The 22,204-nt window shown below is 71.0% G+C and carries 7 protein-coding genes (1 of these 7 only partly in view); 4 read left to right on the top strand and 3 right to left on the bottom strand.

What is annotated here, in order from left to right:
• Positions 1 to 61: 61 nt before the first annotated feature.
• Complete coding sequence (locus tag ABEB09_RS06980) at positions 62 to 862, bottom strand: alpha/beta fold hydrolase (RefSeq protein WP_345688155.1); 801 nt, start codon at positions 860 to 862, stop codon at positions 62 to 64.
• A gap of 318 nt (positions 863 to 1,180) precedes the next feature.
• On the opposite strand from ABEB09_RS06980, the gene ABEB09_RS06975 reads away from it, so the two are divergent.
• On the top strand, positions 1,181 to 2,020 hold the full coding sequence (locus ABEB09_RS06975; RefSeq protein ID WP_345688153.1) for a sensor histidine kinase: 840 nt from the start codon (positions 1,181 to 1,183) through the stop codon (positions 2,018 to 2,020).
• Positions 2,017 to 2,730, top strand: coding sequence for a response regulator (locus tag ABEB09_RS06970; RefSeq protein WP_345688151.1), 714 nt, complete (start codon positions 2,017 to 2,019; stop codon positions 2,728 to 2,730). Before ABEB09_RS06975 ends, ABEB09_RS06970 begins: the two co-directional genes overlap by 4 nt.
• 84 nt (positions 2,731 to 2,814) lie before the next feature.
• On the opposite strand, the gene ABEB09_RS06965 is transcribed toward ABEB09_RS06970, so the two are convergent.
• Both ABEB09_RS06965 and ABEB09_RS06960 read right to left on the bottom strand, forming a co-directional pair.
• Positions 2,815 to 4,893 (bottom strand): ABC transporter ATP-binding protein, encoded by a 2,079-nt coding sequence (locus tag ABEB09_RS06965; protein ID WP_345693862.1) that lies wholly within the window; start codon positions 4,891 to 4,893, stop codon positions 2,815 to 2,817.
• 99 nt (positions 4,894 to 4,992) lie between these two features.
• On the bottom strand, positions 4,993 to 6,213 hold the full coding sequence (locus ABEB09_RS06960) for a cytochrome P450 (RefSeq protein WP_345688149.1): 1,221 nt from the start codon (positions 6,211 to 6,213) through the stop codon (positions 4,993 to 4,995).
• A gap of 403 nt (positions 6,214 to 6,616) precedes the next feature.
• Here ABEB09_RS06960 and ABEB09_RS06955 point away from each other — a divergent pair, with 403 nt between their 5' ends.
• Together ABEB09_RS06955 and ABEB09_RS06950 are read left to right on the top strand one after the other, a co-directional pair.
• On the top strand, positions 6,617 to 6,829 hold the full coding sequence (locus ABEB09_RS06955) for an MbtH family protein (protein ID WP_345688147.1): 213 nt from the start codon (positions 6,617 to 6,619) through the stop codon (positions 6,827 to 6,829).
• A gap of 163 nt (positions 6,830 to 6,992) precedes the next feature.
• Positions 6,993 to 22,204: the 5' portion of an amino acid adenylation domain-containing protein gene (locus ABEB09_RS06950; protein WP_345688145.1), read on the top strand. It continues 697 nt past the right edge of the window; the window shows 15,212 of its 15,909 coding nt (coding positions 1-15,212); the start codon lies at positions 6,993 to 6,995; its stop codon lies beyond the right edge, outside the window.

The raw sequence follows: 22,204 nt of genomic DNA, 5'->3' as shown, positions 1-22,204 counted from the left end.
CAGCGATCCGCTGTCGCCATCCGCGACCGCGGGCCTTCGACGCGTTCCCCGGCCGCGGCCCTCAGTGCTTGTCGAGGAATTCCACGATCGCCGTGTTGACCTCCTCCGGGCGCTCCAGGTGCCCCAGGTGCCCGCAGTCCGGTATCTCCACCAGGTCGCAGTCCGGGATGAGGTCCGCCACCTCGGCGGCCAGATGCGGCGGCGTGATCAGATCGTCGGTGAACGCGACCACCCGGCAGGGCACCTCGATCCGGCGCAGCCGGTCACGGCGGTCCTCGCACGTGTCGATCCACGCCTGGCCGCCGGTCGTCGCACCACCGCCCGACAGCTCGTAGATCTCCAGCCACATCCCGGCCGCCCCGTCGTCGTTCAGGGTCCTCGGCGACAGCATCTCCAGCACCGACCGGGTCGCCGCATAGCGCGGCGGCAGCCGCACACCGCTCTCCAGCAGCGCCTGCTCCGCCTCCACCTGTGCCCGCCGCACGGCGTCGCCCCGCGCCCGCGTGGCGATCAGCACCGCGCTCCGCACCAGGTGCGGCGCCGCGACCGCCACCTCCTCGGCGATCATCGCGCCCAGCGACGCCCCCACGACCCGGCACGGGCCGATGCCCAGCGCCTCGATCAGGCCGATCGTGTCGGCGACGACGTCCGCCAGCGCGTACCTGCCGGGAGGCGCGTCCGACGCCCCCGCCCCCCGGTTGTCGAAGGTGACCGTCTCGTACCCCGCCCGGTGCAGCGCCGGCGTCTGGTGCACCGTCCACACCGACCCGGTCGCGCCCGAGCCCATGATGAGCAGCACCGGATCGCCCTCGCCCGTCCGTTCATAGGACAGCCGAATCCCGTTGCTATTCACAAAAGGCATGATGAGCCCGCGTTCCTCGTCGATTCCACGGCAGCGTCCTCACCCTCGCGGTCATGAATGGGCGGTACCGGTCGGCCCGCTGAATTTCTCGGCCCAATTCCCGGCGGCGATTTACGGACGCCTTACTATGGCACCAGTCAAACTCCCCCATCAATACAATGCGGTGAACACCTGGCCGACATTTCCGGCGACCCGTCGCACCGTCACCGTCCGCCCCATCCGTCACACCCCACACACCGCGACGACGGCCCGGACCGGTGGAACCGGTGTGACGTGGGCACTTATGCGGATCGTGCGGCGTTCTGCCAAGGTGGAGCCGTGTGGTTATCCGGAACGGGATGGTTCGTGGCCGCCCTGGTGGTGGCGGGGGTCGCGATCTGCTGGCTGTCCTTCGCGCTCCTGCGCGCCCGCCGCATGCACCGCAAGGCCGTCGAGGACCGGGCCTGGCTGCTGGAACGGGAGCGGGAGAGCGCCGCACGCACCGCCGTAGACGCCGAACGCGACCGCATCGCCCAGGAGTTGCACGACATCGTCAGCCACAACGTGAGCCTGATGGTCGTCCAGGCCGGCGCCGCCCGCGAAGTGCTCGCCACCCTCCCCGACGAGGCCGCCGCCGCACTCCGCGCCGTCGAGGAGGCCGGCCGCGACGCCATGACCGAGCTGCGGCACCTGCTGGGCCTGTTGGCGCCCGCGCAGGACGGCGCCGACGACGACACGCCCCTGGCGCCCCAGCCCAGCCTCAGCAGGCTCAGCTCCCTCGTCGACCGCATCGCCTTCGCCGGCCTCCCCGTCGAGGTACGGATCTCGGGCGAGCCCCGCCCCCTGCCGGCCGGCATCGACACCACCGCCTACCGGATCGTCCAGGAGGCCCTGACCAACGCCCTCAAGTACGGCGACGGGCGCAAGGCCGAGGTCACCGTCCGGTACGCCGACAACTCCCTGCGCGTCGAGGTCCTCAACACCGGCCCCAGCGTCCTCACCGACTCCCCGCACACGACACCCCCGGGCAGCACCGCCGTCGACTGGAAGGACGGCGCCGGACGCGGCCTGGTGGGCCTGCGCGAACGCGTCGCCGTCTACGGCGGGGACCTCGACGCCCGGCGCCGCATCGGCGGCGGCTACCGCGTCCGTGCCCGCATCCCCCTGGACCGCCCATGACCACCACGCCCGAACCGCCCGCCCCGCGCGCCCCACGCGTCCTCATCGCCGACGACCAGGCCCTGGTCCGCTCCGGCTTCCGGCTCATCCTCACCACCCGCGGCATCGAGGTCGTCGGCGAGGCCGCCGACGGCGCCGAAGCGGTCGAGGCCGCCCGCAGACTGCGCCCCGACGTCGTCCTCATGGACATCCGCATGCCCACCATGGACGGCCTGGAGGCCGCCCGGCGCGTCATGGAGGAGAACCCGCGCTGCCGGGTCCTGATGCTCACCACCTTCGACCTGGACCGGTACGTGTACGCGGCGCTCTCCGTCGGGGCCAGCGGCTTCCTCCTGAAGGACGTCACACCCGAGTACCTGGCCAGTGCGGTACGCCTCGTCAACACCGGCGACGCCCTGCTCGCGCCCTCCATCACCCGGCGCCTCGTCGAACGCTTCGCCCACGAGGACCGCGGGGGCCCGGACCGCCCCGCCGCGGCGCCGCCCGTCCACCGCGACCTGGCCGCCCTCACCGGACGGGAGCTGGAGGTGCTGACCCTCATGGGCCGCGGCCTGTCCAACACCGAACTGGCCCGCGAACTGACGCTCAGCGAGGCCACCGTGAAGACGCACGTGGCCCGGATCTTCGCGAAGCTCGCCCTGCGCGACCGCGCCCAGGCCGTCGTCCTCGCCTACGAGACGGGACTGGTCACCCCCGGCGCCCCGGAGTGAGCGTTCAACTGACGCCCCGACACAGCTGAACGGCCGACCGGCTGGGCGGCCGGTCGGCCGTTCGGGGCGGGCACCGCGGCCCGGTCAGGCGGGCCCGGCGCCCCGTACCGGGGCCGCCGCGGCGGCGTCCGCCTCGCCGTGGTCGGTCGCCTGCAGCGCGAACTGCGTGCGGTACAGCTCCGCGTAGAGCCCGTCGGCCGCCAGCAGCTCCTCGTGGGTGCCGCGCTCCCGGATCCGTCCCGCCTCGACGACGAGGATCTGGTCCGCCTCGCGGATCGTGGACAGCCGGTGCGCGATGACGATCGACGTCCGGTTCGCCAGCGCCGTCTTCAGGGCACGCTGGATCGCCGCCTCCGACTCCGAGTCCAGATGCGCGGTCGCCTCGTCGAGGACGACGATCGGCGGCGACTTCAGCAGCAGCCGGGCCAGCGCGATGCGCTGCTTCTCGCCACCGGACAGCCGGTACCCGCGGTCGCCGACCACCGTGTCCAGACTCTCCGGCAGGGACGAGATCGTGTCCCAGATCCGGGCCGCCAGGCACGCCTCCACCAGGTCCTTCTCGGTGGCGTCCGGGCAGGCGTACAGCAGGTTCGCGCGGATCGTGTCGTGGAACAGGTGCGCGTCCTGGGTGACCACGCCCACCGTGTCCCGCAGCGACTGCAGGGTCACGTCGCGGATGTCGTGGCCCCCGATGCGTACCGTGCCGCGACCGGGGTCGTACATCCGCGGCACCAGCTGCGTGATGGTCGTCTTGCCCGCGCCGGACGGGCCGACGAGTGCCGTCAGCTTCCCGGCGGGCGCCACGAACGACAGGTCGTCCAGGATCCACGTCCCGTCGGCCCGCTCGGGAACCGGCAGCGCCAGCGACTCCAGGGACGCCAGGGACACCTCGTCGGCGCTCGGGTAGCGGAAGGAGACGCCCGAGAACGCGATCTCGGGCGCGGACTCCGCCCCCGAGAGGGGAGCCCCGGCCACCGAACCGGACACCGCCGAACCGGACTTCGAGCTGGACTTCGAGCCTGACTTCGAGTCGGACACCGAGCCGGCCGCAGCGCCCCCGTCCGGCCCCGCACCGGAGCCCGCACCCGGGCCGGAGGCCAGGGCGTGGGCGTCCGGCTTCTCCGAGATCAGCGGTTCCAGGTCGAGGATCTCGAAGACCCGGTCGAAGCTGACCAGCGCCGTCATCACCTCCACCTGCATGGACGCCAGCTGGTTCACCGGGCCGTACAGCCGCATCAGCAGCGTCACCATCGCGACGAGCGTGCCCAGCTGCAGCGTGCCGTCGATGGTGAGGCTGCCGCCCAGGCCGTACACGAGCGCGGTCGTCAGGGCCGTCAGGATGGTGATGCCGATGATGAACAGCCGGGCGTAGACGCCCTCCATGATGGTGATGTCACGGCGCCGGCCCGCGTGCCGCGCGAACTCCTTCGCCTCGTCCTCGGGCCGCCCGTACAGCTTGACCAGCATCGCCCCGGCGACATTGAACCGCTCGTTCGCCATCGAGCCCATCGCGGCGTCCAGCTGCATGCCCTCGCGGGTGATCCGCTGGAGCTTCCGCCCGATCAGCCGGCCCGGCAGCAGCAGCAGCGGCAGCAGCACCAACGACGCCAGCGTGATCTGCCACGACAGGTAGAACATGGCGCCCAGCACCAGCACCAGCGTGAGCGCCGCGGACACGGCCTGCGACAGCAGCGTCGTCACCGCCTGCCGGGCGCCGTTGATGTCGGTGCTCAGCCTGCTCACCAGCGACCCGGTCTGGGCCCGCGTGAAGAACGCGATCGGCTGCCGCTGCAGATGGCTGAACAACGCCGTCCGCAGGTCGAAGACCAGCCCCTCACCCACCCGTCCGGAGAACCACGCCTGGAGGTACAGCGACAGCGCCGTCACCAGCGACAGCGCCGCGATCGTCGCCGACAGCCACACCACCACCGCCATCTTCCCCGGCAGGATGCCATCGTCGATGATCATCTTGAGGATCAGCGGACTCGCTGCGGCGATCGCCGCGTCGACGCACGTCGTGACCGCCAGCAGCAGCAGCGACCAGCGGTAGCGCAGCGCGTACGGGACGACCCGCCGCACCGTGCCCGGTCTCACCTGCTGACGGGGCAGCGAATCGTCTCTGAGCCGCGGACGCATCAGGCCCGGACCAGGGCCGCCCATCATGGACACGGAAGCTTCCTCGCTCTCGGTTTTCTACGGGCACGATGCGCACCGCGGGGGCCGCTGCGGCGGCCGCCGGCGCGGCGCTGGCCGGAGGGCGCGTCACGGCCGGGCCGCCGCACCCTCCGTCAGCTTGACCGGCAGCCGCTCGGGGCCGTTGACGACGATCGACCTCAACCGCGTCGCCTCGCCGTCCGGTTCGACACGGATCGACCGGTGCAGCAGCTCGTGGTACAGGATCCGCAGCTCGGCCCTGGCCAGCACACTACCGAGGCAGAAGTGCTCACCGAACCCGAGCGCCAGATGCCGGTTCGGCTTCCGCCGGATGTCGAACGTGTCCGGCGCGTCGAACACCGACTCGTCACGGTTGGCGGACGGCAGCCAGAACGTCACCCGGTCCCCGGCCTCGATGCGCCGCCCCCCGATCTCCACGGGCCGCACGGCGGTACGCAGGATGTGCGTGGCGGTCGACGTCCAGCGGAGCACCTCCTCCACCGCCGACGGCAGCAGCCCCGGATCCTCCACGAGAGCCTGCCACTGCCCGGGATGCTCCAGGAAGGCCAGCATCCCCCCGGCCGCCGCGATCCGCGTGTTCTCCGTACCCCCGACCAGCAGGTTGTCGCAGTTGAGGATCACGTCCTCCGGGGACAGCGGACTGCCGTCGATCGTCGCCGTCGCCAGGATGCTCACCAGGTCGTCCGACGGATCGTCCGCCTTCTCCGCCTGCAGCTCCTCGAAATAGCCCATGATCTCCAGGTGGGCGAAGCGCTGCGTCGCCGGATCACCCGCGCCGAACGCCTGACTCGTCAGCGTGAACAGACGGTCCCAGTCGGAACTCGGCACGCCCATCATGTTGCAGATGACGTACAGCGGCACGCGCGCCGCGATGTCCGCCACGAAATCGCACGAGCCGCGCTCCAGCGCCTCGTCGACGACCCGCCGCGCCACCTCCGTCATCTCCGGCTCGAAACCCCGCACCGACCGCAGCGCGAACCACTCGTCGACCAGCCCCCTCAGCTGACGGTGCCGGGGCGGATCGGTCAGCGCCAGCGTACGGCCCCCACCCGGATCCTCACCGTGATCCGCCGGCCGCAGCAGAATTCCCCGCGCCGAACTGAACGTCTCCGCGTCACGGTACGCCGCACGCACATCGTCATACCTGGTGAGCGCCCAGAAACCCGGCAGTTCCGTCGGCGGATGCCAGTACACGGGCTCGTTCGCCCGGAGCCAGCGCCATTGCTCGAAGGGATCGCCGTGCGCGTACAACTCCGGATCGACCAGATTGATCCGGGGCGGCGAAGACGCGGCCGACTCGCTGTGCATACGGATACCTCACTGGTTTGCTTCGAAAACGAGACGAGCGCGGTCCGGTGGCAATGCCATGGCGATCCCCGAATATGCCCGGCACGGTGGCACGGTGCGTCGCACACCGTCAAGGACGGCCGGCAACGGCCCGCGCGGCCGCACCGGCCTGCGTGTTCAACTGCCGCGACGACGCGGTTGAACGGCCCGTCCGGCCTGCGCCGAACATGGCACACGCACTGTACGAAGCACCCCCCGCCGTTTGTTGATCGCCCGCTGAGCCCTGATGCATAGTGAGCCGCGGCAACCGGGCACTTGTGAGCGGGCACTCGACAGACAGGCACTCGGAGAACTGGCGCGAATGGTGCCGGCAGCACCCCTTAGCGTTGCGCACACATCATTCACTCGAGAGGGGACGGTTGTAGTGACCAATCCGTTCGACGATCCCGACGCCCAGTATCTGGTCCTGGTCAACGACGAAGGTCAGCATTCGCTCTGGCCGGTTTTCGTGGACGTACCCGACGGCTGGAAGTCGGTATTCGGTGAGGCGGGCCGCCAGGAATGCCTCGACTACATCGAGAAATCCTGGACCGATATGCGGCCGAAGAGCCTCATCGAGGCGATGGAGAAGAAGTAGCCCGGCCCAACCGCCGGGCCGGAAAGGTCCATGGGACCCGGCAAGGTCCACAGGGCGGCGCACACCCCGTGTGCGCCGCCACCCCGGGGCGTCGGCCTGGCCGGCGCCCTTCTCACGGGCACCGTCAGGTCGTCGCACGTCGAAATCATGGGGGAGGGCGGTCATGGCCGCATCCGAGAGCGCACCCGCACGCGAACTCCAGGAACTCACGGCCGCCCAGCTCGGCATCTGGAACGCCCAGCAGCTCGCTCCGGACAACCCCATCTACAACATCGCCGAATGCATCGAGATCCACGGCGACCTCGACGTCGACCTCTTCCTCGAAGCCCTCCACCGCACCCTGGACGAGACCGAGGCCTACCACCTCCGCTTCCGCGAAGACGCCGGCGTCCCCCGCCGGTACCTCGACGACACACGCGACCACCCGGTCCACATCGTCGACCTGACCGGCGAACCCGATCCGCGCGCGGCCGCCGACGCGTGGATGCTCGACGACGCGCGCCGCCCCGTCGACCCCGTCGAAGGCCCGCTCTACACCCAGGCCCTCCTCAAGCTCGCCGACGAGCACCACATCTGGCTCCAGCGCAGCCACCACCTCGTCGTGGACGGCTACAGCGGCGCCATCATCTCCAGCCGCCTCCAGCAGGTGTACACCGCACTCCTGGAAGGCACCGACCCCGCCGAAGGCGCCCTGGAACCCCTCAGCGTCCTCACGGACGCCGACCGCGCCTACCGCGCATCCGACGACCTCCAGCAGGACCGGCAGTACTGGCTCGACACCCTGTCCGACCTGCCCCGGATCACCGCCACCGACGGCCACGGCTTCCGCGACCTGCCCGACGCCCCCATCCGGCGCACCGAGGACGTCGACCCCGACGCCGCCGCACGCCTCAAAGCGTCGGCCCGACGCCTCAGGACCAGCCTCGCCGGCCTGATGATCACCGCCGCGGCCCTCTACCAGCACCGGGTCACCGGAACCCGCGACGTCCTCGTCGCCCTTCCCGTCCTCGGCCGCACGGGAAAGCGCGAACTCGCCATCCCGGGCCTCACCGCCAACCTCGTGCCGCTCCGCCTCACCATCGACCCCGGCACCAGCGTCGCCGACCTCATCCGCCAGGCCGCCAGACGCGTCCGCGAGGCACTTCGCCACCAGCGCTACCGCTACGAGGACATCCACCGCGACCTCGGCCTCGTCGACAGCGCCCCGCTCTGCCCCCTCTACATCAACGTCATGTCCTTCGCGTACCCGCTGCGCTTCGGGGACTGCACGACCAGCATCCACAATGTCGTGCCCGGCCCCATCGACGACCTGGGCATCGACGTCTACGACCGGTCCGCCGACGGAAGCATCCAGATCGCCGTCGGCGCCAACCGCGACCTCCACACCCCCGACGCCCTGGAAGCCGCCTCGGGGCGCTTCCTGCACGTCCTGAACCAGCTCGCCGAAGCCGCCCCCGACGACCTGGTCCGTGGCATCCACCTCGCCACCGAGGACGAGCGTCGCCGGGTGTTGGTCGAGTGGAACGGGACCGGGGTCGATCGTCCGGACGACGTGTCGTTGGTGGGGTTGTTCGAGGCGCAGGTGGTGCGGTCGCCGGATGCGGTGGCGGTGGTGTTCGAGGGTGTGGAGGTGTCGTACGGGGAGTTGGAGGCTCGGGCGAACCAGTTGGCGCGGTGGTTGGTGGCGCGTGGTGTGGGGGCGGAGTCGGTGGTCGGTGTCGCGTTGGAGCGCGGTGTCGAGATGGTGGTGGCGCTGCTGGGTGTGCTGAAGGCGGGCGGCGCGTACCTGCCGATAGATCCCGAACTCCCTGTAGAGCGACGTGAGTTCATGGCGGCCGACGCGGGTGCCGTGTGTGTGATGACGGCTGAGGACTTCGGGCGGATCGGTGAGTTCGACGGTTCTGCTTTGGGTGTTGAGGTCTCGGGTCAGCACCCGGCGTATGTGATTTACACGTCTGGCTCGACCGGTGTGCCGAAGGGTGTCGCGGTTCCGCATGCGGGGATCGTGAACCGGTTGTTGTGGATGCAGGAGCGGTATGGGTTGGTCGAGGGCGAGCGGGTGTTGCAGAAGACGCCGTTCGGGTTCGACGTGTCGGTGTGGGAGTTCTTCTGGCCGTTGATCACCGGTGGTGCGTTGGTGGTGGCGCGTCCTGGTGGGCATCGGGATCCGGCGTATGTGGCGGGGCTGATCCGTGAGGCCGGTGTGAGCACGGTGCACTTTGTGCCGTCGATGTTGGAGGTGTTTCTTCGCGAATCCCAGGCCGCGCACTGTGGGTCGCTGCGGCGGGTGGTGTGCAGTGGTGAGGCGCTGCCGGCGTCGGTGGTGGAGCGGTTCTTCGAGGTCTTCGACGGGGTCGAGCTGCACAACCTCTATGGGCCGACCGAGGCTTCCGTCGACGTCACGTCGTGGGAGTGCGTGCCGGGGCAGGCTTCCGTGCCGATCGGGCGGCCGGTGGCGAACACGCGGGTTTTCGTGCTCGACGGTTCACTGGCGCCGACTGCGCCTGGTGTTGTCGGCGAGCTGTATCTCGCCGGTGTGCAGCTGGCCCGTGGCTATGTGGCGCGGGCCGGGCTGTCGGCCGAGCGGTTCGTGGCGTGCCCGTATGCAGCGGAGCCCGGTGAGCGGATGTACCGGACCGGGGACCTGGTCCGCTGGACCCGTGACGGTCAGCTGGAGTACGTCGGGCGGGCCGACGACCAGGTGAAGATCCGGGGCTTCCGTATCGAACCCGGCGAGGTCCAAGCGGTTGTCGCGGCCCATCCCGGCGTGGTGCAGGCGGCCGTGGTCGTACGGCAGGACACCCCGGGCGACACGCGGCTTGTTGCCTATGTCGTGGCGGAGGGTGAGGGTGCGGATGTCGGCGGGTCGGTGCGGGAGTTCGTTGCCGGTCGTCTGCCCGAGTACATGGTGCCGTCCGCCGTCGTCGCACTCGACGAGCTGCCGCTGACGGTCAACGGCAAGCTCGACCGCAAGGCGCTGCCCGCGCCCGCGTACCAGGCCGGTACCGGCCGTGGGCCCGCCAACGCCCGCGAAGAGATCCTGTGCGCCGCCTTCGCCGACGTCCTGGGCCTCGACGCCGTGGGCGTGGACGACAACTTCTTCCGCCTGGGCGGGAACTCGCTGCTCGTGGTGTCCCTGGGCGAGCGCCTGCGGGCACATGGCGTCTCCGTCTCCGTACGGGCGCTGTTCCAGTCGCCGACGCCGGCGGGGTTGGCGGCGGTGGCGGGGGCGGAGTGGGTGGAGGTTCCGGAGAGTGTGATTCCCGAGGGTGTTTCGGTGATTACGCCGGAGATGTTGCCGCTGGTGCCCGGGATGTCGGTGGGGGAGATCGGGCGGGTTGTGGGGTCGGTGGAGGGTGGGGCGGCGAATGTGGCGGATGTGTATCCGCTGGCGCCGTTGCAGGAGGGGTTGCTGTTCCATCACTTGTTGGTGGAGGGCGGTGAGGACGCGTATGTGACGCCGACGGTGCTGGCGTTCGACGGGCGGGAGCGGTTGGACGTTTTCGTCGCGGCGTTGCAGCGGGTGGTGGATCGGCATGACGTGTTCCGTACGGGTGTGGTGTGGGAGGGGCTGCGGGAGCCGGTGCAGGTGGTGCGGCGGCGGGTCGTGCTGCCGGTGCGGGAGGTGGTCCTTGAGGGCTGCTCGGGTGATGGTGAGGCTGCTGAGCGGTTGCTGTCGGTGGTGGGGCTGTCCATGGATCTGGGGCGGGCGCCGCTGATCGATGTGCACATCGCCGCGGTGGCGGACCGGTGGCTGGCCCTCGTACGGATGCACCACATGATCCAGGACCACACCACCCTCGAAGTCGTCCTCGACGAGATCCGGGCCTACGTGGAAGGGCGGGAGGAGGAGCTGCCGGCGCCGCTGCCGTTCCGGAACTTCGTCGCGCAGGCGCGGGGCGGGGTCGAGCGGGGCGAGCACGAGCGCTTCTTCGGCGAGCTGCTGGGTGACGTCACCGAGCCGACCGCGCCCTATGGACTGATGGACGCCCGAGGGGACGGGACCGCCGTGGCCCGCGCCCGGCTGACGGTCCCGTCGGAGACCGTGGCGCGGGTCCGCGACGTGTGCCGCCGCCTGGCGGTGAGCCCGGCGACGGTGATGCACGTGGCGTGGGCGCGGGTCGTCGCCGCGGCGTCGGGACGTGACGACGTCGTGTTCGGCACGGTGCTGTTCGGGCGCATGAACGCGGGCGCCGGTGCCGACCGGGTGCCGGGGCCGTTCATGAACACCTTGCCAGTGCGGTTGAAGACCGGCGGTGGGGTGGGGGTCCTGTCCGCGGTCGCGGCGATGCGGTCCCAGCTGGCGGAGCTGCTCGCGTACGAACACGCGCCTCTGGCCTTGGCCCAGCAGGCCAGCGGCGTCCCTGCGGACCTGCCGCTGTTCACCTCGCTCTTCAACTACCGCCACAACAACGGCGGGCCGACCGAGCGGGCCACGGGCCTCGACGGCATCGAGATGGTGTTCTCGCGCGAACGTACCAACTTCCCCCTGTGGGCCGCCGTGGACGACGACGGCGACGGCATCCTCCTGGGCGTCGACTCCACACCGGACGTGGACCCCGAGGCCGTCTGCGCCCAGCTCCTCACGGCGACGGAACACCTGGTGTCCGCCCTGGAGGAAGCCTTGGACCAGCGGGCGGAAAGCCCGCTGACTTCCGTGGACGTGCTGGGCGAGGACGAGCGTCGCCGGGTGTTGGTCGAGTGGAACGGGACCGGGGTCGATCGTCCGGACGACGTGTCGTTGGTGGGGTTGTTCGAGGCGCAGGTGGAGCGGTCGCCGGATGCGGTGGCGGTGGTGTTCGAGGGTGTGGAGGTGTCGTACGGGGAGCTGGAGGCTCGGGCGAACCGGTTGGCGCGGTGGTTGGTGGCGCGTGGTGTTGGGGCGGAGTCCGTGGTCGGTGTCGCGTTGGAGCGCGGTGTCGAGATGGTGGTGGCGCTGCTGGGTGTGCTGAAGGCCGGGGGCGCGTACCTGCCGATCGATCCTGAACTTCCGGGGGAGCGGCGTGAGTTCATGGCCACGAATGCCGGTGCCGTGTACGTCGTGACGCCTGATGACTTCGAGCGGCTGGCCGGTGTGGACGACTCGCCGCTGGGCGTTGAGGTCTCGGGTCAGCACCCGGCGTATGTGATTTACACGTCCGGCTCGACCGGCGTCCCGAAGGGTGTCGTGGTCCCGCATGCGGGGATCGTGAACCGGTTGTTGTGGATGCAGGAGCGGTATGGGTTGGTGGCCGGTGAGCGGGTGTTGCAGAAGACGCCGTTCGGGTTCGACGTGTCGGTGTGGGAGTTCTTCTGGCCGTTGATCACCGGTGGTGCGTTGGTGGTGGCTCGTCCTGGTGGGCATCGGGATCCGGCGTATGTGGCGGGGCTGATCCGTGAGGCCGGTGTGAGCACGGTGCATTTCGTGCCGTCGATGCTGGAGGTGTTCCTGCGGGAGCCTGCGGCTGGCGAGTGTGCTGGGCTGCGGCGGGTGGTGTGCAGTGGTGAGGCGCTGCCGACGTCGGTGGTGGAGCGGTTCTTCGAGGTCTTCGACGGGGTCGAGCTGCACAACCTCTATGGGCCGACCGAGGCTTCCGTCGACGTCACGTCGTGGGAGTGTGCGCCGGGCCGGGGTGGCTCGGTGCCGATCGGGCGGCCGGTCGCGAACACGCGGGTCTTCGTCCTGGACGGCGGTCTGTCCCCGGTTTCGCCTGGTGTTGTCGGCGAGTTGTATCTCGCCGGTGTGCAGCTGGCTCGTGGCTATGTGGGGCGGGCTGGGCTTTCGGCCGAGCGGTTTGTGGCGTGCCCGTATGCAGTGGAGCCCGGTGAGCGGATGTATCGGACCGGGGACCTGGTCCGCTGGACCCGTGAGGGTCAGTTGGAGTACGTCGGGCGTGCGGATGACCAGGTGAAGATCCGGGGCTTCCGGATCGAGCCCGGCGAGGTCCAAGCGGTCGTCGCCGCGCATCCCGACATCGCTCAGGCCGCCGTCGTGGCCCGCCAGGACACGCCCGGCGACACCCGGCTCGTCGCGTACGTGGTGGCGCAGGGTGAGGTTACGGATGTCGGCGGGTCGGTGCGGGAGTTCGTTGCCGGTCGTCTGCCCGAGTACATGGTGCCGTCCGCCGTCGTCGTACTCGACGAGCTGCCGCTGACGGTCAACGGCAAGCTCGACCGCAAGGCGCTGCCCGCGCCCGAGTACAAGGCCGGTGCCGGAAGGGCACCTGCCAACGCCCGCGAAGAGCTCATCTGCGTGGCCTTCGCCGAGGTCCTCGGGCTGGAGCACGTGGGCGTGGAGGACGACTTCTTCCGGCTCGGCGGGCACTCCCTCCTCGCGGTGAGCCTGGTGGAGCGGCTGCGGTCCCGTGGCGTGACCATCTCCGTACGGGCGCTGCTCCAGACGCCGACGCCGGCGGGGCTCGCGGCGGTGGCGGGAGCGGAACAGGTCGACGTTCCGGACAACCTGATCCCTGACGGCGCCACGGCCATCACGCCGAGCATGCTGCCGCTGGTCGAGCTGACCGAGGCGGAGATCGCCCGGGTCCTGGCGAGCGTCGGGGGTGGCGCGGCGAACGTCGCCGACATCTATCCGCTCGCCCCCATGCAGGAGGGCCTGCTCTTCCACCACCTGCTCGCCGACGGCGGCGAGGACGCCTACGTGACGCCGCACGGCCTTGAGTTCGACGGGCGGGACCACCTCGATGCCTTCCTCGACGCGTTGCAGCGGGTGGTCGACCGCCACGACGTGCTCCGTACCGGTGTGGTGTGGGAAGGGCTGCGCGAGCCGGTGCAGGTGGTGTGGCGGCGGGCCGTGCTGCCCGTCACCGAGGTGCTCCTCGATGCGGAGGGCGGCGACGCCGTCGACCAGCTGCTCGCCACCGCCGGTCTCGTCATGGACCTGGGCCGGGCGCCCCTGATCGACGTGCACGTCATGGCGGTGGCGGACCGCTGGCTCGCGGTGGTGCGGGTGCACCACATCGTGCAGGACCACACGGCCGTCGAGGTCATGCTGGCGGAGGTCGACGCGATCCTGGCCGGGCGGGAGGACGGGCTGCCGGCGCCGCTGCCGTTCCGGAACTTCGTCGCGCAGGCGCGCGGCGGAGTGGACCGCGCCGAGCACGAGCGGTACTTCGCCGAGCTGCTGGGCGATGTCACCGAGCCGACCGCCCCGTACGGGCAGATCGATGTACGGGGTGACGGGACCGGCGTCGTGTCGGCGGGTGTGGCGTTTCCGGCCGCGTCCGCCGCGCGGGTGCGCGAGGTGGCGCGGCGGCTCGGGGCGAGCCCGGCGACGCTGCTGCACGTGGCGTGGGCGCGCATGCTGGCCGCCGTGTCGGGCCGCGACGACGTCGTGTTCGGCACGGTGTTGTTCGGGCGGATGAACGCGGGCGCCGGTGCCGACCGGGTGCCGGGGCCGTTCATGAACATCCTCCCCCTACGCCTGGGCGTGGACGAGGGCGGCGTTCTCGAGGCGGTCGACGCCATGCGCGGCCGGCTCGCCGGCCTGCTGGAGCACGAGCACGCACCGCTGGCCCTCGCCCAGCAGGCCAGCGGCGTCCCGGCGGACGCACCTCTCTTCACGGCCCTGTTCAACTACCGGCACAACGCCCCCACCGCCCTCGGCGAAGCGTCCCGGACCAGCGGAACCGGTGAGCCCGCTGGCACCGGCGATCAGGGAGGCATCCGCGGTGTACGCACCCTGTTCTCGCGCGAGCGCACCAACTACCCCTTGGCTGTCGACGTCGACGACGACGCCGACGGCGGGCTGCGGATCGCCGTCGACGCGGTGGCGCCCATCGGCGCCGAGACCGTCGGCCGGCTGCTCCGCACCACGACCGAGAACCTGGTCGCCGCGCTCGACGCGGCCCTGGACGACGGCACCGACGTGCCCCTCCGTACCGTCCAGGTCCTCGACGAGGCCGAGCTGCACCGCGTCCTGGTCGACTGGAACGCCACGTCGACCCCCGTCCCCGCCACTACCCTCCCCGCCCTCTTCGAGGCGCAGGCCGCCCGCACCCCCGACGCCGTCGCCATCGCCGGCGACGGCACCGACGTGACGTACGCGGAGCTGAACGCCCGCGCCAACCGGCTCGCCCGGCTGCTCGCCGCCCGCGGTGTCGGGCCCGAGTCGGTCGTCGCCGTGATGCTGGAGCGGGGGGCCGGGATGATGGCCGCGGTCCTCGGCATCCTCAAGGCCGGCGGCGCGTACATGTCCGTCGACCCGGAGTACCCGGCGGAACGCGTCGCCTACATGCTCCAGGACGCGACCCCGGTCGTCGCGCTGGCCACCTCGGACACCGCCGGGCCCCTGCGCGGCTCCGGGCCCGAGCTGATCGTGCTCGACTCCCCGGAGGTGCTCGCCGAACTGGCGGCACTGCCCGACGGCGACCCCGCCGGCGCCGAGCGCCCCGGGCTGCTGCCCGAGCACCCGGCGTACGTCCTCTACACGTCCGGGTCGACCGGCCGCCCCAAGGGCGTGGTCGTGACCCACGGCGGCTTCGTGAACACGGCCGAGTCCCTGGCCCGCAGGTACCCCGGCGGGGTCGGACCCGGCACCCGGATGCTCCAGTTCGCGTCGATCAGCTTCGACATGTTCTGCTCCGAGTGGGCGCTCGCCCTGCCTGCCGGGGCGACGCTCGTCGTGGTGCCGGCCGACCGCCGCCTCGGCGCGGAACTGGCGGAGTTCATCGCCGAGCACGGCGTGACGCACGCCGCGTTCCCGCCCGCCGTCCTCGCCACCCTGGAGGACGGCTCCATCGGCCCGGACGTCGTCATCGACGTGGGCGGCGAGGCCTGCCCGGCGGAGCTGATCGCGCGCTGGGCGCCGGGCCGGGCGATGTTCAACTCGTACGGCCCCACCGAGACGACCATCGACGCGGCCGTCTGGGAATGCCGCCCCGACGTGACGGACGTGCCGATCGGCACCCCCATCGTCAACACCCGCGTGTACGCCCTCGACGGATCCCTGTGCCCTGTGCCGGTGGGCGCGGTGGGCGAGCTGTACGTGGCGGGCGCGGGCCTGGCCCGCGGCTATCTGCGACGGCCAGGACTGACCGCGGAACGGTTCGTCGCCGACCCGTTCGGCCCGGCGGGCTCACGGCTGTACCGCACGGGCGACCTCGTGCGCTGGAACGAGGACGGAGAGCTCGAATACGTCGCCCGCGTCGACGACCAGGTCAAGGTGCGGGGCTTCCGCATCGAGCTGGGCGAGATCGAGGCCGCGCTCACCGCCCATCCCGGCGTGGACCGGGCCGCGGTGATCGTCGGCGAGGACACGACGGGCGAGAAGCGGCTGGTGGCGTATGTCGTGCCGACCGGGCGTACTCACGAAGCGGAGCCGGCCGGCGAGCTGCGGGACTTCGTGGCCGGGCGGCTGCCGGACTACATGGTGCCGTCGGCCGTGATGGTGCTGGACGCGCTGCCGTTGACGGTGAACGGGAAGCTGGACCGGCGGGCGTTGCCGGCGCCGGAGTTCGGCGCCGGTTCGGGTGGGGCGGGCGGCGGCCCGGGGACCGGCCGTGGGGTGTCGGATCCGCGAGCGGAGATCCTGTGCGGGCTGTTCGGCGAGGTGCTGGGCCTGAGGCAGGGCACGGTCGGGGTCGACGACGACTTCTTCCGGCTGGGTGGGCATTCGCTGCTGGCGGTGCGGCTGGTGAGCCGTGTGCGGGCGGTGCTGGGAGTCGAGCTGCCGCTGCGCACACTGTTCGAGGCCCCGACCGTGGCCCGCCTGGTGGAGCGGCTGGCCGGTGCCGAGGGCGCCAGGGTGGCGTTGACGGCGGGCGAGCGGCCGGAGCGGCTGCCGCTCTCCTTCGCGCAGAGCCGGCTGTGGTTCGTGGGCCAGCTGGAGGGCCCGAGCGCCACCTACAACATCCCCGCCTCCCTGCGGCTGACGGGTGAGGTGGACCGTGAGGCGTTGGGCGTGGCCCTGCGGGACGTGATGGGTCGGCACGAGGTGCTGCGGACGGTGTTCGCGGTCGCCGAGGACGGGGAGCCGTATCAGCACGTCCTTGGCCTGGCGGATGTGGCGTGGGAGTTGCCGGTGGTGGAGGTGACGCCGGAGGAGCTGCCGGGGGCGGTCGCCGTCGCCCAGGAGTACGTCTTCGATCTCGCGCGTGAAGTGCCTTTCCGGGCGTGGCTGTTCACGACCGGTCCGGAGGAGCACGTCCTCGTCGTGACCATGCACCACATCGTCGGGGACGCCTGGTCCACCGACCCGCTCGCCCGGGACGTGTCGGCCGCCTATGCGGCCCGGTGCGCGGGGCGGGCCCCGGAGTGGGAGCCACTGCCGGTCCAGTACGCGGACTATGCCCTGTGGCAGCGGGAACTGCTGGGTGACGAGACGGACCCGGACAGTCTGCTGTCCCGCCAAGTTGCCTATTGGCGTGGGGTGTTGGCGGGTGCTCCGGAGGAGTTGGGGCTGCCGTTCGATCGTGTGCGTCCGGCGGTGGCGAGTCATCGTGGGTTCAGCGTGCCGGTGGAGATTCCGGCGGGGTTGCACGGGCGGTTGCTGGAGTTGGCGCGTGCTGAGGGCGTGACGTTGTTCATGGTGTTGCAGGCGGCGTTGGGGGTGTTGTTGTCGCGGTTGGGGGCGGGTGTGGATGTGCCGATCGGGACGACGGTCGCGGGGCGAACTGACGAGGCGTTGGACGATCTGGTCGGGTTCTTCGTGAACACGTTGGTGTTGCGGACGGATGTGTCGGGTGATCCGTCGTTCGTGGAGTTGTTGGGGCGTGTGCGTGAGGTGGGGTTGGAGGCGTATGCGCATCAGGAGGTGCCGTTCGAGCGGTTGGTGGAGGAACTGGCGCCCGAGCGGTCCCTGGCCCGGCACCCGCTGTTCCAGGTGATCCTCACGCTCCAGAACACCGCAGAGGCCGTCCTGCATCTGCCGAACGCCGAAGCCGAAGTCCTCCCCACCGACGAGACCACCGCCAAATTCGATCTGGATGTGGTGTTGGGGGAGTCGTTCGGGGAGGGGGGTGTTCCGGCGGGTGTGCGGGGTGTGGTGACGGTGGCGGCGGATCTGTTCCGTGAGGCGGCGGCGGGTCGGTTCGCGGAGCGGTGGGTGCGGGTGTTGGAGCAGGTGGTGGCTGTTCCGGGGACGCGGTTGAGCGGTGTGGACGTGCTGGGTGAGGTGGAGCGGGCACGGGTGGTGGGGGAGTGGAACGACACGGCGGTGGACGTGGGTGTGTCCACGGTGCCGGGCCTGTTCGAGGCGCAGGTGGCGCGGACTCCGGATGCGGTGGCTGTGGTGGCTGGTGGGGTGGAGGTGTCGTACGCGGAGCTGGATGCGCGGGCGAATCGGGTGGCGCGGTTGTTGGTGGGGCGTGGTGTGGGTCCGGAGTCGGTGGTGGGGGTGTGTCTGGAGCGGGGCGTCGATCTGTTGGTGGCCTTGCTGGGTGTGTTGAAGGCGGGTGGGGCTTATCTGCCGGTGGATCCCGCCTATCCCTCGGACCGGATCTCGTTCATGGTCGGCGATGCCGGTGTGGGCATTGTGCTGGCCGCGGAGAGTACGGCGGGCGTCGTGCCGGAGGGCGTTTCGGTGGTCGTGCTCGACTCAACGGATGTCGTTGGGGAGTTGGGCTCGTTCGATGGCCGGGTTGTGGGGGATGTCGGGTTGCGGGTGTCGCATCCGGCGTGGGTGATCTATACGTCCGGGTCGACGGGTCGGCCCAAGGGTGTGGTGGTGTCGCACGCGGGTGTCGCGAGTTTCCGGGAAGGGCATGTGCGGTTCCTGGGTGTGGGTGGCGGGGATCGGGTGGGTCAGTTCGCGTCGGCCGGGTTCGACACGTTCGGCTGGGACTGGTGCATGGCCCTGTTGACGGGTGCGGCGTTGGTGGTCGTGCCGGAGGAGCGGCGGCTTGGTGAGGCGTTGCCGCGGTTCCTGTCGCAGGAGCGGGTGACGCATGTGACGTTGCCGCCGGCGGTGCTGGCCACTCTCGACGAGTCGTCGATCGGCCTCGATGTGGTGTTGACGGTGGCGGGTGAGGCGTGTCCGCCGGAGGTGATGGCGCGGTGGGCGCGGGGCCGGGCCATGTTCAACTCCTACGGTCCGACCGAGACCACCGTGGACGCGACGCTGTGGCGGTGCGACCCGGACGCGGATGAGGTGGCGATCGGTCGGCCGGTGGTGAACACGCGGGTGTTCGTGCTGGACGAGACGTTGAGCCCGGTGCCGGTGGGTGTCGCGGGTGAGCTGTACGTCGCGGGCGCCGGGCTCGCACGCGGTTACCTCGGGCGCGCCGGGCTCACCGCCGAGCGGTTCGTCGCCGACCCGTACGGCACCGAGCCCGGTCAGCGGATGTACCGGACCGGTGACCGCGCCCGCTGGACCGCTGACGGGCAGCTGGTCTTCGTGGGACGGTCCGACGAGCAGGTCAAGATCCGCGGGTTCCGTATCGAGCCCGGCGAGGTCGAAGCCGCGCTCCTGGCTCATGAGCAGGTCGCCCAGGCGGCGGTTGTCGCCCGCGAGGACACACCGGGCGACAAGCGGCTGGTCGCCTATGTCGTGACGGCCGAGGGCTCGGGCAGGGAGCTGCCGGAGGAGCTTCGGGGTTTTGTCGGTGGGCGGTTGCCGGAGTACATGGTGCCGGCCGCGGTGGTGGTGCTGGACGAGCTGCCGCTCACGCGGAACGGGAAGCTGGATCGGCGTGCGTTGCCCGCGCCGGAGACGGTGACCGGGGCCCGGGCGGGCCGGGGGCCGGTGAGCGTGCAGGAGGAGCTGCTGTGCGGGGCCTTCGCCCAGGTCCTCGGACTGGAGAGCGTCGGCGTCGACGACGACTTCTTCGCGCTGGGCGGTCAGTCCCTGCTGGCGGTGCGGCTGGTGAGTCGTATCCGTGCGGTGCTGGGCGTGGAGGTGGAGATCCGCGCCTTGTTCGAGACGCCGACCGTCGCCGGACTCGCCGCACGCCTCGCCGACGGACGACCGTCCCGGCCCGCACTGGTCCCGGCGGAACGCCCGGAGCGGGTGCCGTTGTCGTTCGCGCAGCGGCGCCTGTGGTTCCTCGGGCAGCTGCAGGGTCCCAGCCCGACGTACAACATCCCGCTGGTCGTACGGCTGACGGGCGAGGTGCGGCGTGAGGCGCTGGCCGTGGCGTTCCGGGACGTCCTGACCCGGCACGAGGCCTTGCGGACGGTCTTCCCGGAGAGCAAGGGCCAGCCCTGGCAGCACACCCTGCGCGCGGACGAACTGGACTGGGAGTTCCAAGTCGTGGAGGTGGCGCCGGAGGAGCTGGCGGGTGCGGTAGCCGCCGCCCAGGAGTACGCCTTCGACCTGGCCCACGAGGTTCCCTTCCGCGCCTGGCTGTTCACGGCCGGGCCGGACGAGCACGTACTCGTCGTCCTCGTCCACCACATCGCGGGCGACGGCTGGTCGACCGGCCCGCTGGCACGGGACCTGTCCGTCGCCTATGCGGCCCGGTGCGCGGGACGGGCTCCCGAATGGGCGCCGCTGCCCGTTCAGTACGCCGACTACACGCTGTGGCAGCGCCGGCTGCTCGGCGACGACGAGGACGCGGCGAGTCTCCTGTCCCGGCAGGTGGCGTACTGGCGCGAGGCTCTCACCGGGGCTCCCGAGGAGCTGAGCCTGCCGTTCGACCGGCCCCGCCCGCCGGTGTCCGGATACCGGGGCCACGGCGTGCCGCTGGAGGTTCCCGCCGAGGTGCACGCGCGGCTGGTGGAGCTGGCGCGCGCCGAAGGCGTCACCGTGTTCATGGTCCTCCAGGCGGCACTCGCCGTGCTGCTGTCGCGGCTTGGTGCCGGGACGGACATCCCGGTCGGGTCAGCCATCGCCGGCCGTACGGACGAGGCGTTGGACGACCTGGTCGGCTTCTTCGTGAACACGCTGGTCATACGGACCGACCTGTCCGGCAACCCGACGTTCCGGCAGCTCCTGAAGCGCGTCAGGGAGACCGGCCTGTCCGCCTACGCCCACCAGGACGTGCCGTTCGAGCGGCTGGTCGAGGAACTGGCCCCCACCCGCTCCCGCGCCCGGCACCCGCTCTTCCAGGTCATGCTCACCCTCCAGAACAACGCCGAGGCGACGGTCGACCTCCCGGGCGTCCGCGCCGAGGGCATGCTCGGCGGATCGGAGACGGCCAAGTTCGACATCGAGCTGAACGTCGGTGAGACCTTCGACGCCGAGGGTGCCCCCGCGGGCCTGCGCGGTGTGCTGATCGCGGCGGCCGACCTCTTCGACGCCGACACGGCGAAGGGGCTGGCGCGGCGCTGGGCGTCCGTGCTGGAGACGCTGAGCACCGATCCGCGGAAGCGGTTGGACGCGGTCGACGTGCTGGGCGCGGACGAGCGTCGCCGGGTGTTGGTCGAGTGGAACGGGACCTGGGTCGATCGTCCGGACGACGTGTCGTTGGTGGGGTTGTTCGAGGCGCAGGTGGAGCGGTCGCCGGATGCGGTGGCGGTGGTGTTCGAGGGTGTGGAGGTGTCGTACGGGGAGCTGGACGGGCGGGCGAATCAGCTGGCTCGTTGTCTGCGGGGGCGTGGTGTTGGGGCGGAGTCGGTGGTCGGTGTCGCGTTGGAGCGCGGTGTCGAGATGGTGGTGGCGCTGCTGGGCGTGCTGAAGGCCGGGGGCGCGTACCTGCCGATCGATCCTGAACTTCCGCGGGAGCGCGCCGAGTTCCTGGCCGCCGATGCGGGTGCCGCGTGTGTCCTGACCGCTGCGGACCTCGAGGACCTGGGCCGGTTCGACGACGGACCCCTGGGTGTGGCTCTGTCCGGCAAGCACCCGGCGTATGTGATCTATACGTCCGGCTCGACCGGCGTCCCGAAGGGTGTCGCGGTTCCGCATGCGGGGATCGTGAACCGGTTGTTGTGGATGCAGGAGCGGTATGGGTTGGTGGCCGGTGAGCGGGTGTTGCAGAAGACGCCGTTCGGTTTCGACGTGTCGGTGTGGGAGTTCTTCTGGCCGTTGATCACCGGTGGTGTCCTGGTGGTGGCTCGTCCTGGTGGGCATCGGGATCCGGCGTATGTGGCGGGGCTCATTGGCGAGGCCGGTGTGAGCACGGTGCACTTTGTGCCGTCGATGCTGGAGGTGTTCCTCCGCGAACCCCAGGCCGCGCAGTGCAGGTCGCTGCGGCGGGTGGTGTGCAGTGGTGAGGCGCTGCCGGCGTCGGTGGTGGAGCGGTTCTTCGAGGTCTTCGACGGGGTCGAGCTGCACAACCTGTACGGGCCGACCGAGGCGTCCGTCGACGTCACGTCGTGGGAGTGCGCGCCGGGGCAGGCTTCCGTGCCGATCGGGCGGCCCGTGGCGAACACGCGGGTTTTCGTGCTCGACGGTTCACTGGCGCCGACTGCGCCTGGTGTTGTCGGCGAGTTGTACCTCGCCGGTGTGCAGCTGGCGCGTGGCTATGTGGGGCGGGCCGGGCTTTCGGCCGAGCGGTTCGT

It is taken from the genome of Streptomyces coeruleoprunus (assembly GCF_039542925.1).
GTDB lineage: Bacteria > Actinomycetota > Actinomycetes > Streptomycetales > Streptomycetaceae > Streptomyces > Streptomyces coeruleoprunus.
Note: the sequence above shows the minus strand (reverse complement) of the source record. Positions and strands in the feature narration are given on the sequence as shown.

Excerpts from the sequence above, each read along its gene's own strand:
- ABEB09_RS06980 (WP_345688155.1), bottom strand. The coding sequence starts at position 862 with ATGCCTTTTGTGAATAGCAACGGGATTCGGCTGTCCTATGAACGGACG.
- ABEB09_RS06970 (WP_345688151.1), top strand. The coding sequence starts at position 2,017 with ATGACCACCACGCCCGAACCGCCCGCCCCGCGCGCCCCACGCGTCCTC.
- ABEB09_RS06965 (WP_345693862.1), bottom strand. The coding sequence starts at position 4,893 with ATGATGGGCGGCCCTGGTCCGGGCCTGATGCGTCCGCGGCTCAGAGAC.
- ABEB09_RS06960 (WP_345688149.1), bottom strand. The coding sequence starts at position 6,213 with ATGCACAGCGAGTCGGCCGCGTCTTCGCCGCCCCGGATCAATCTGGTC.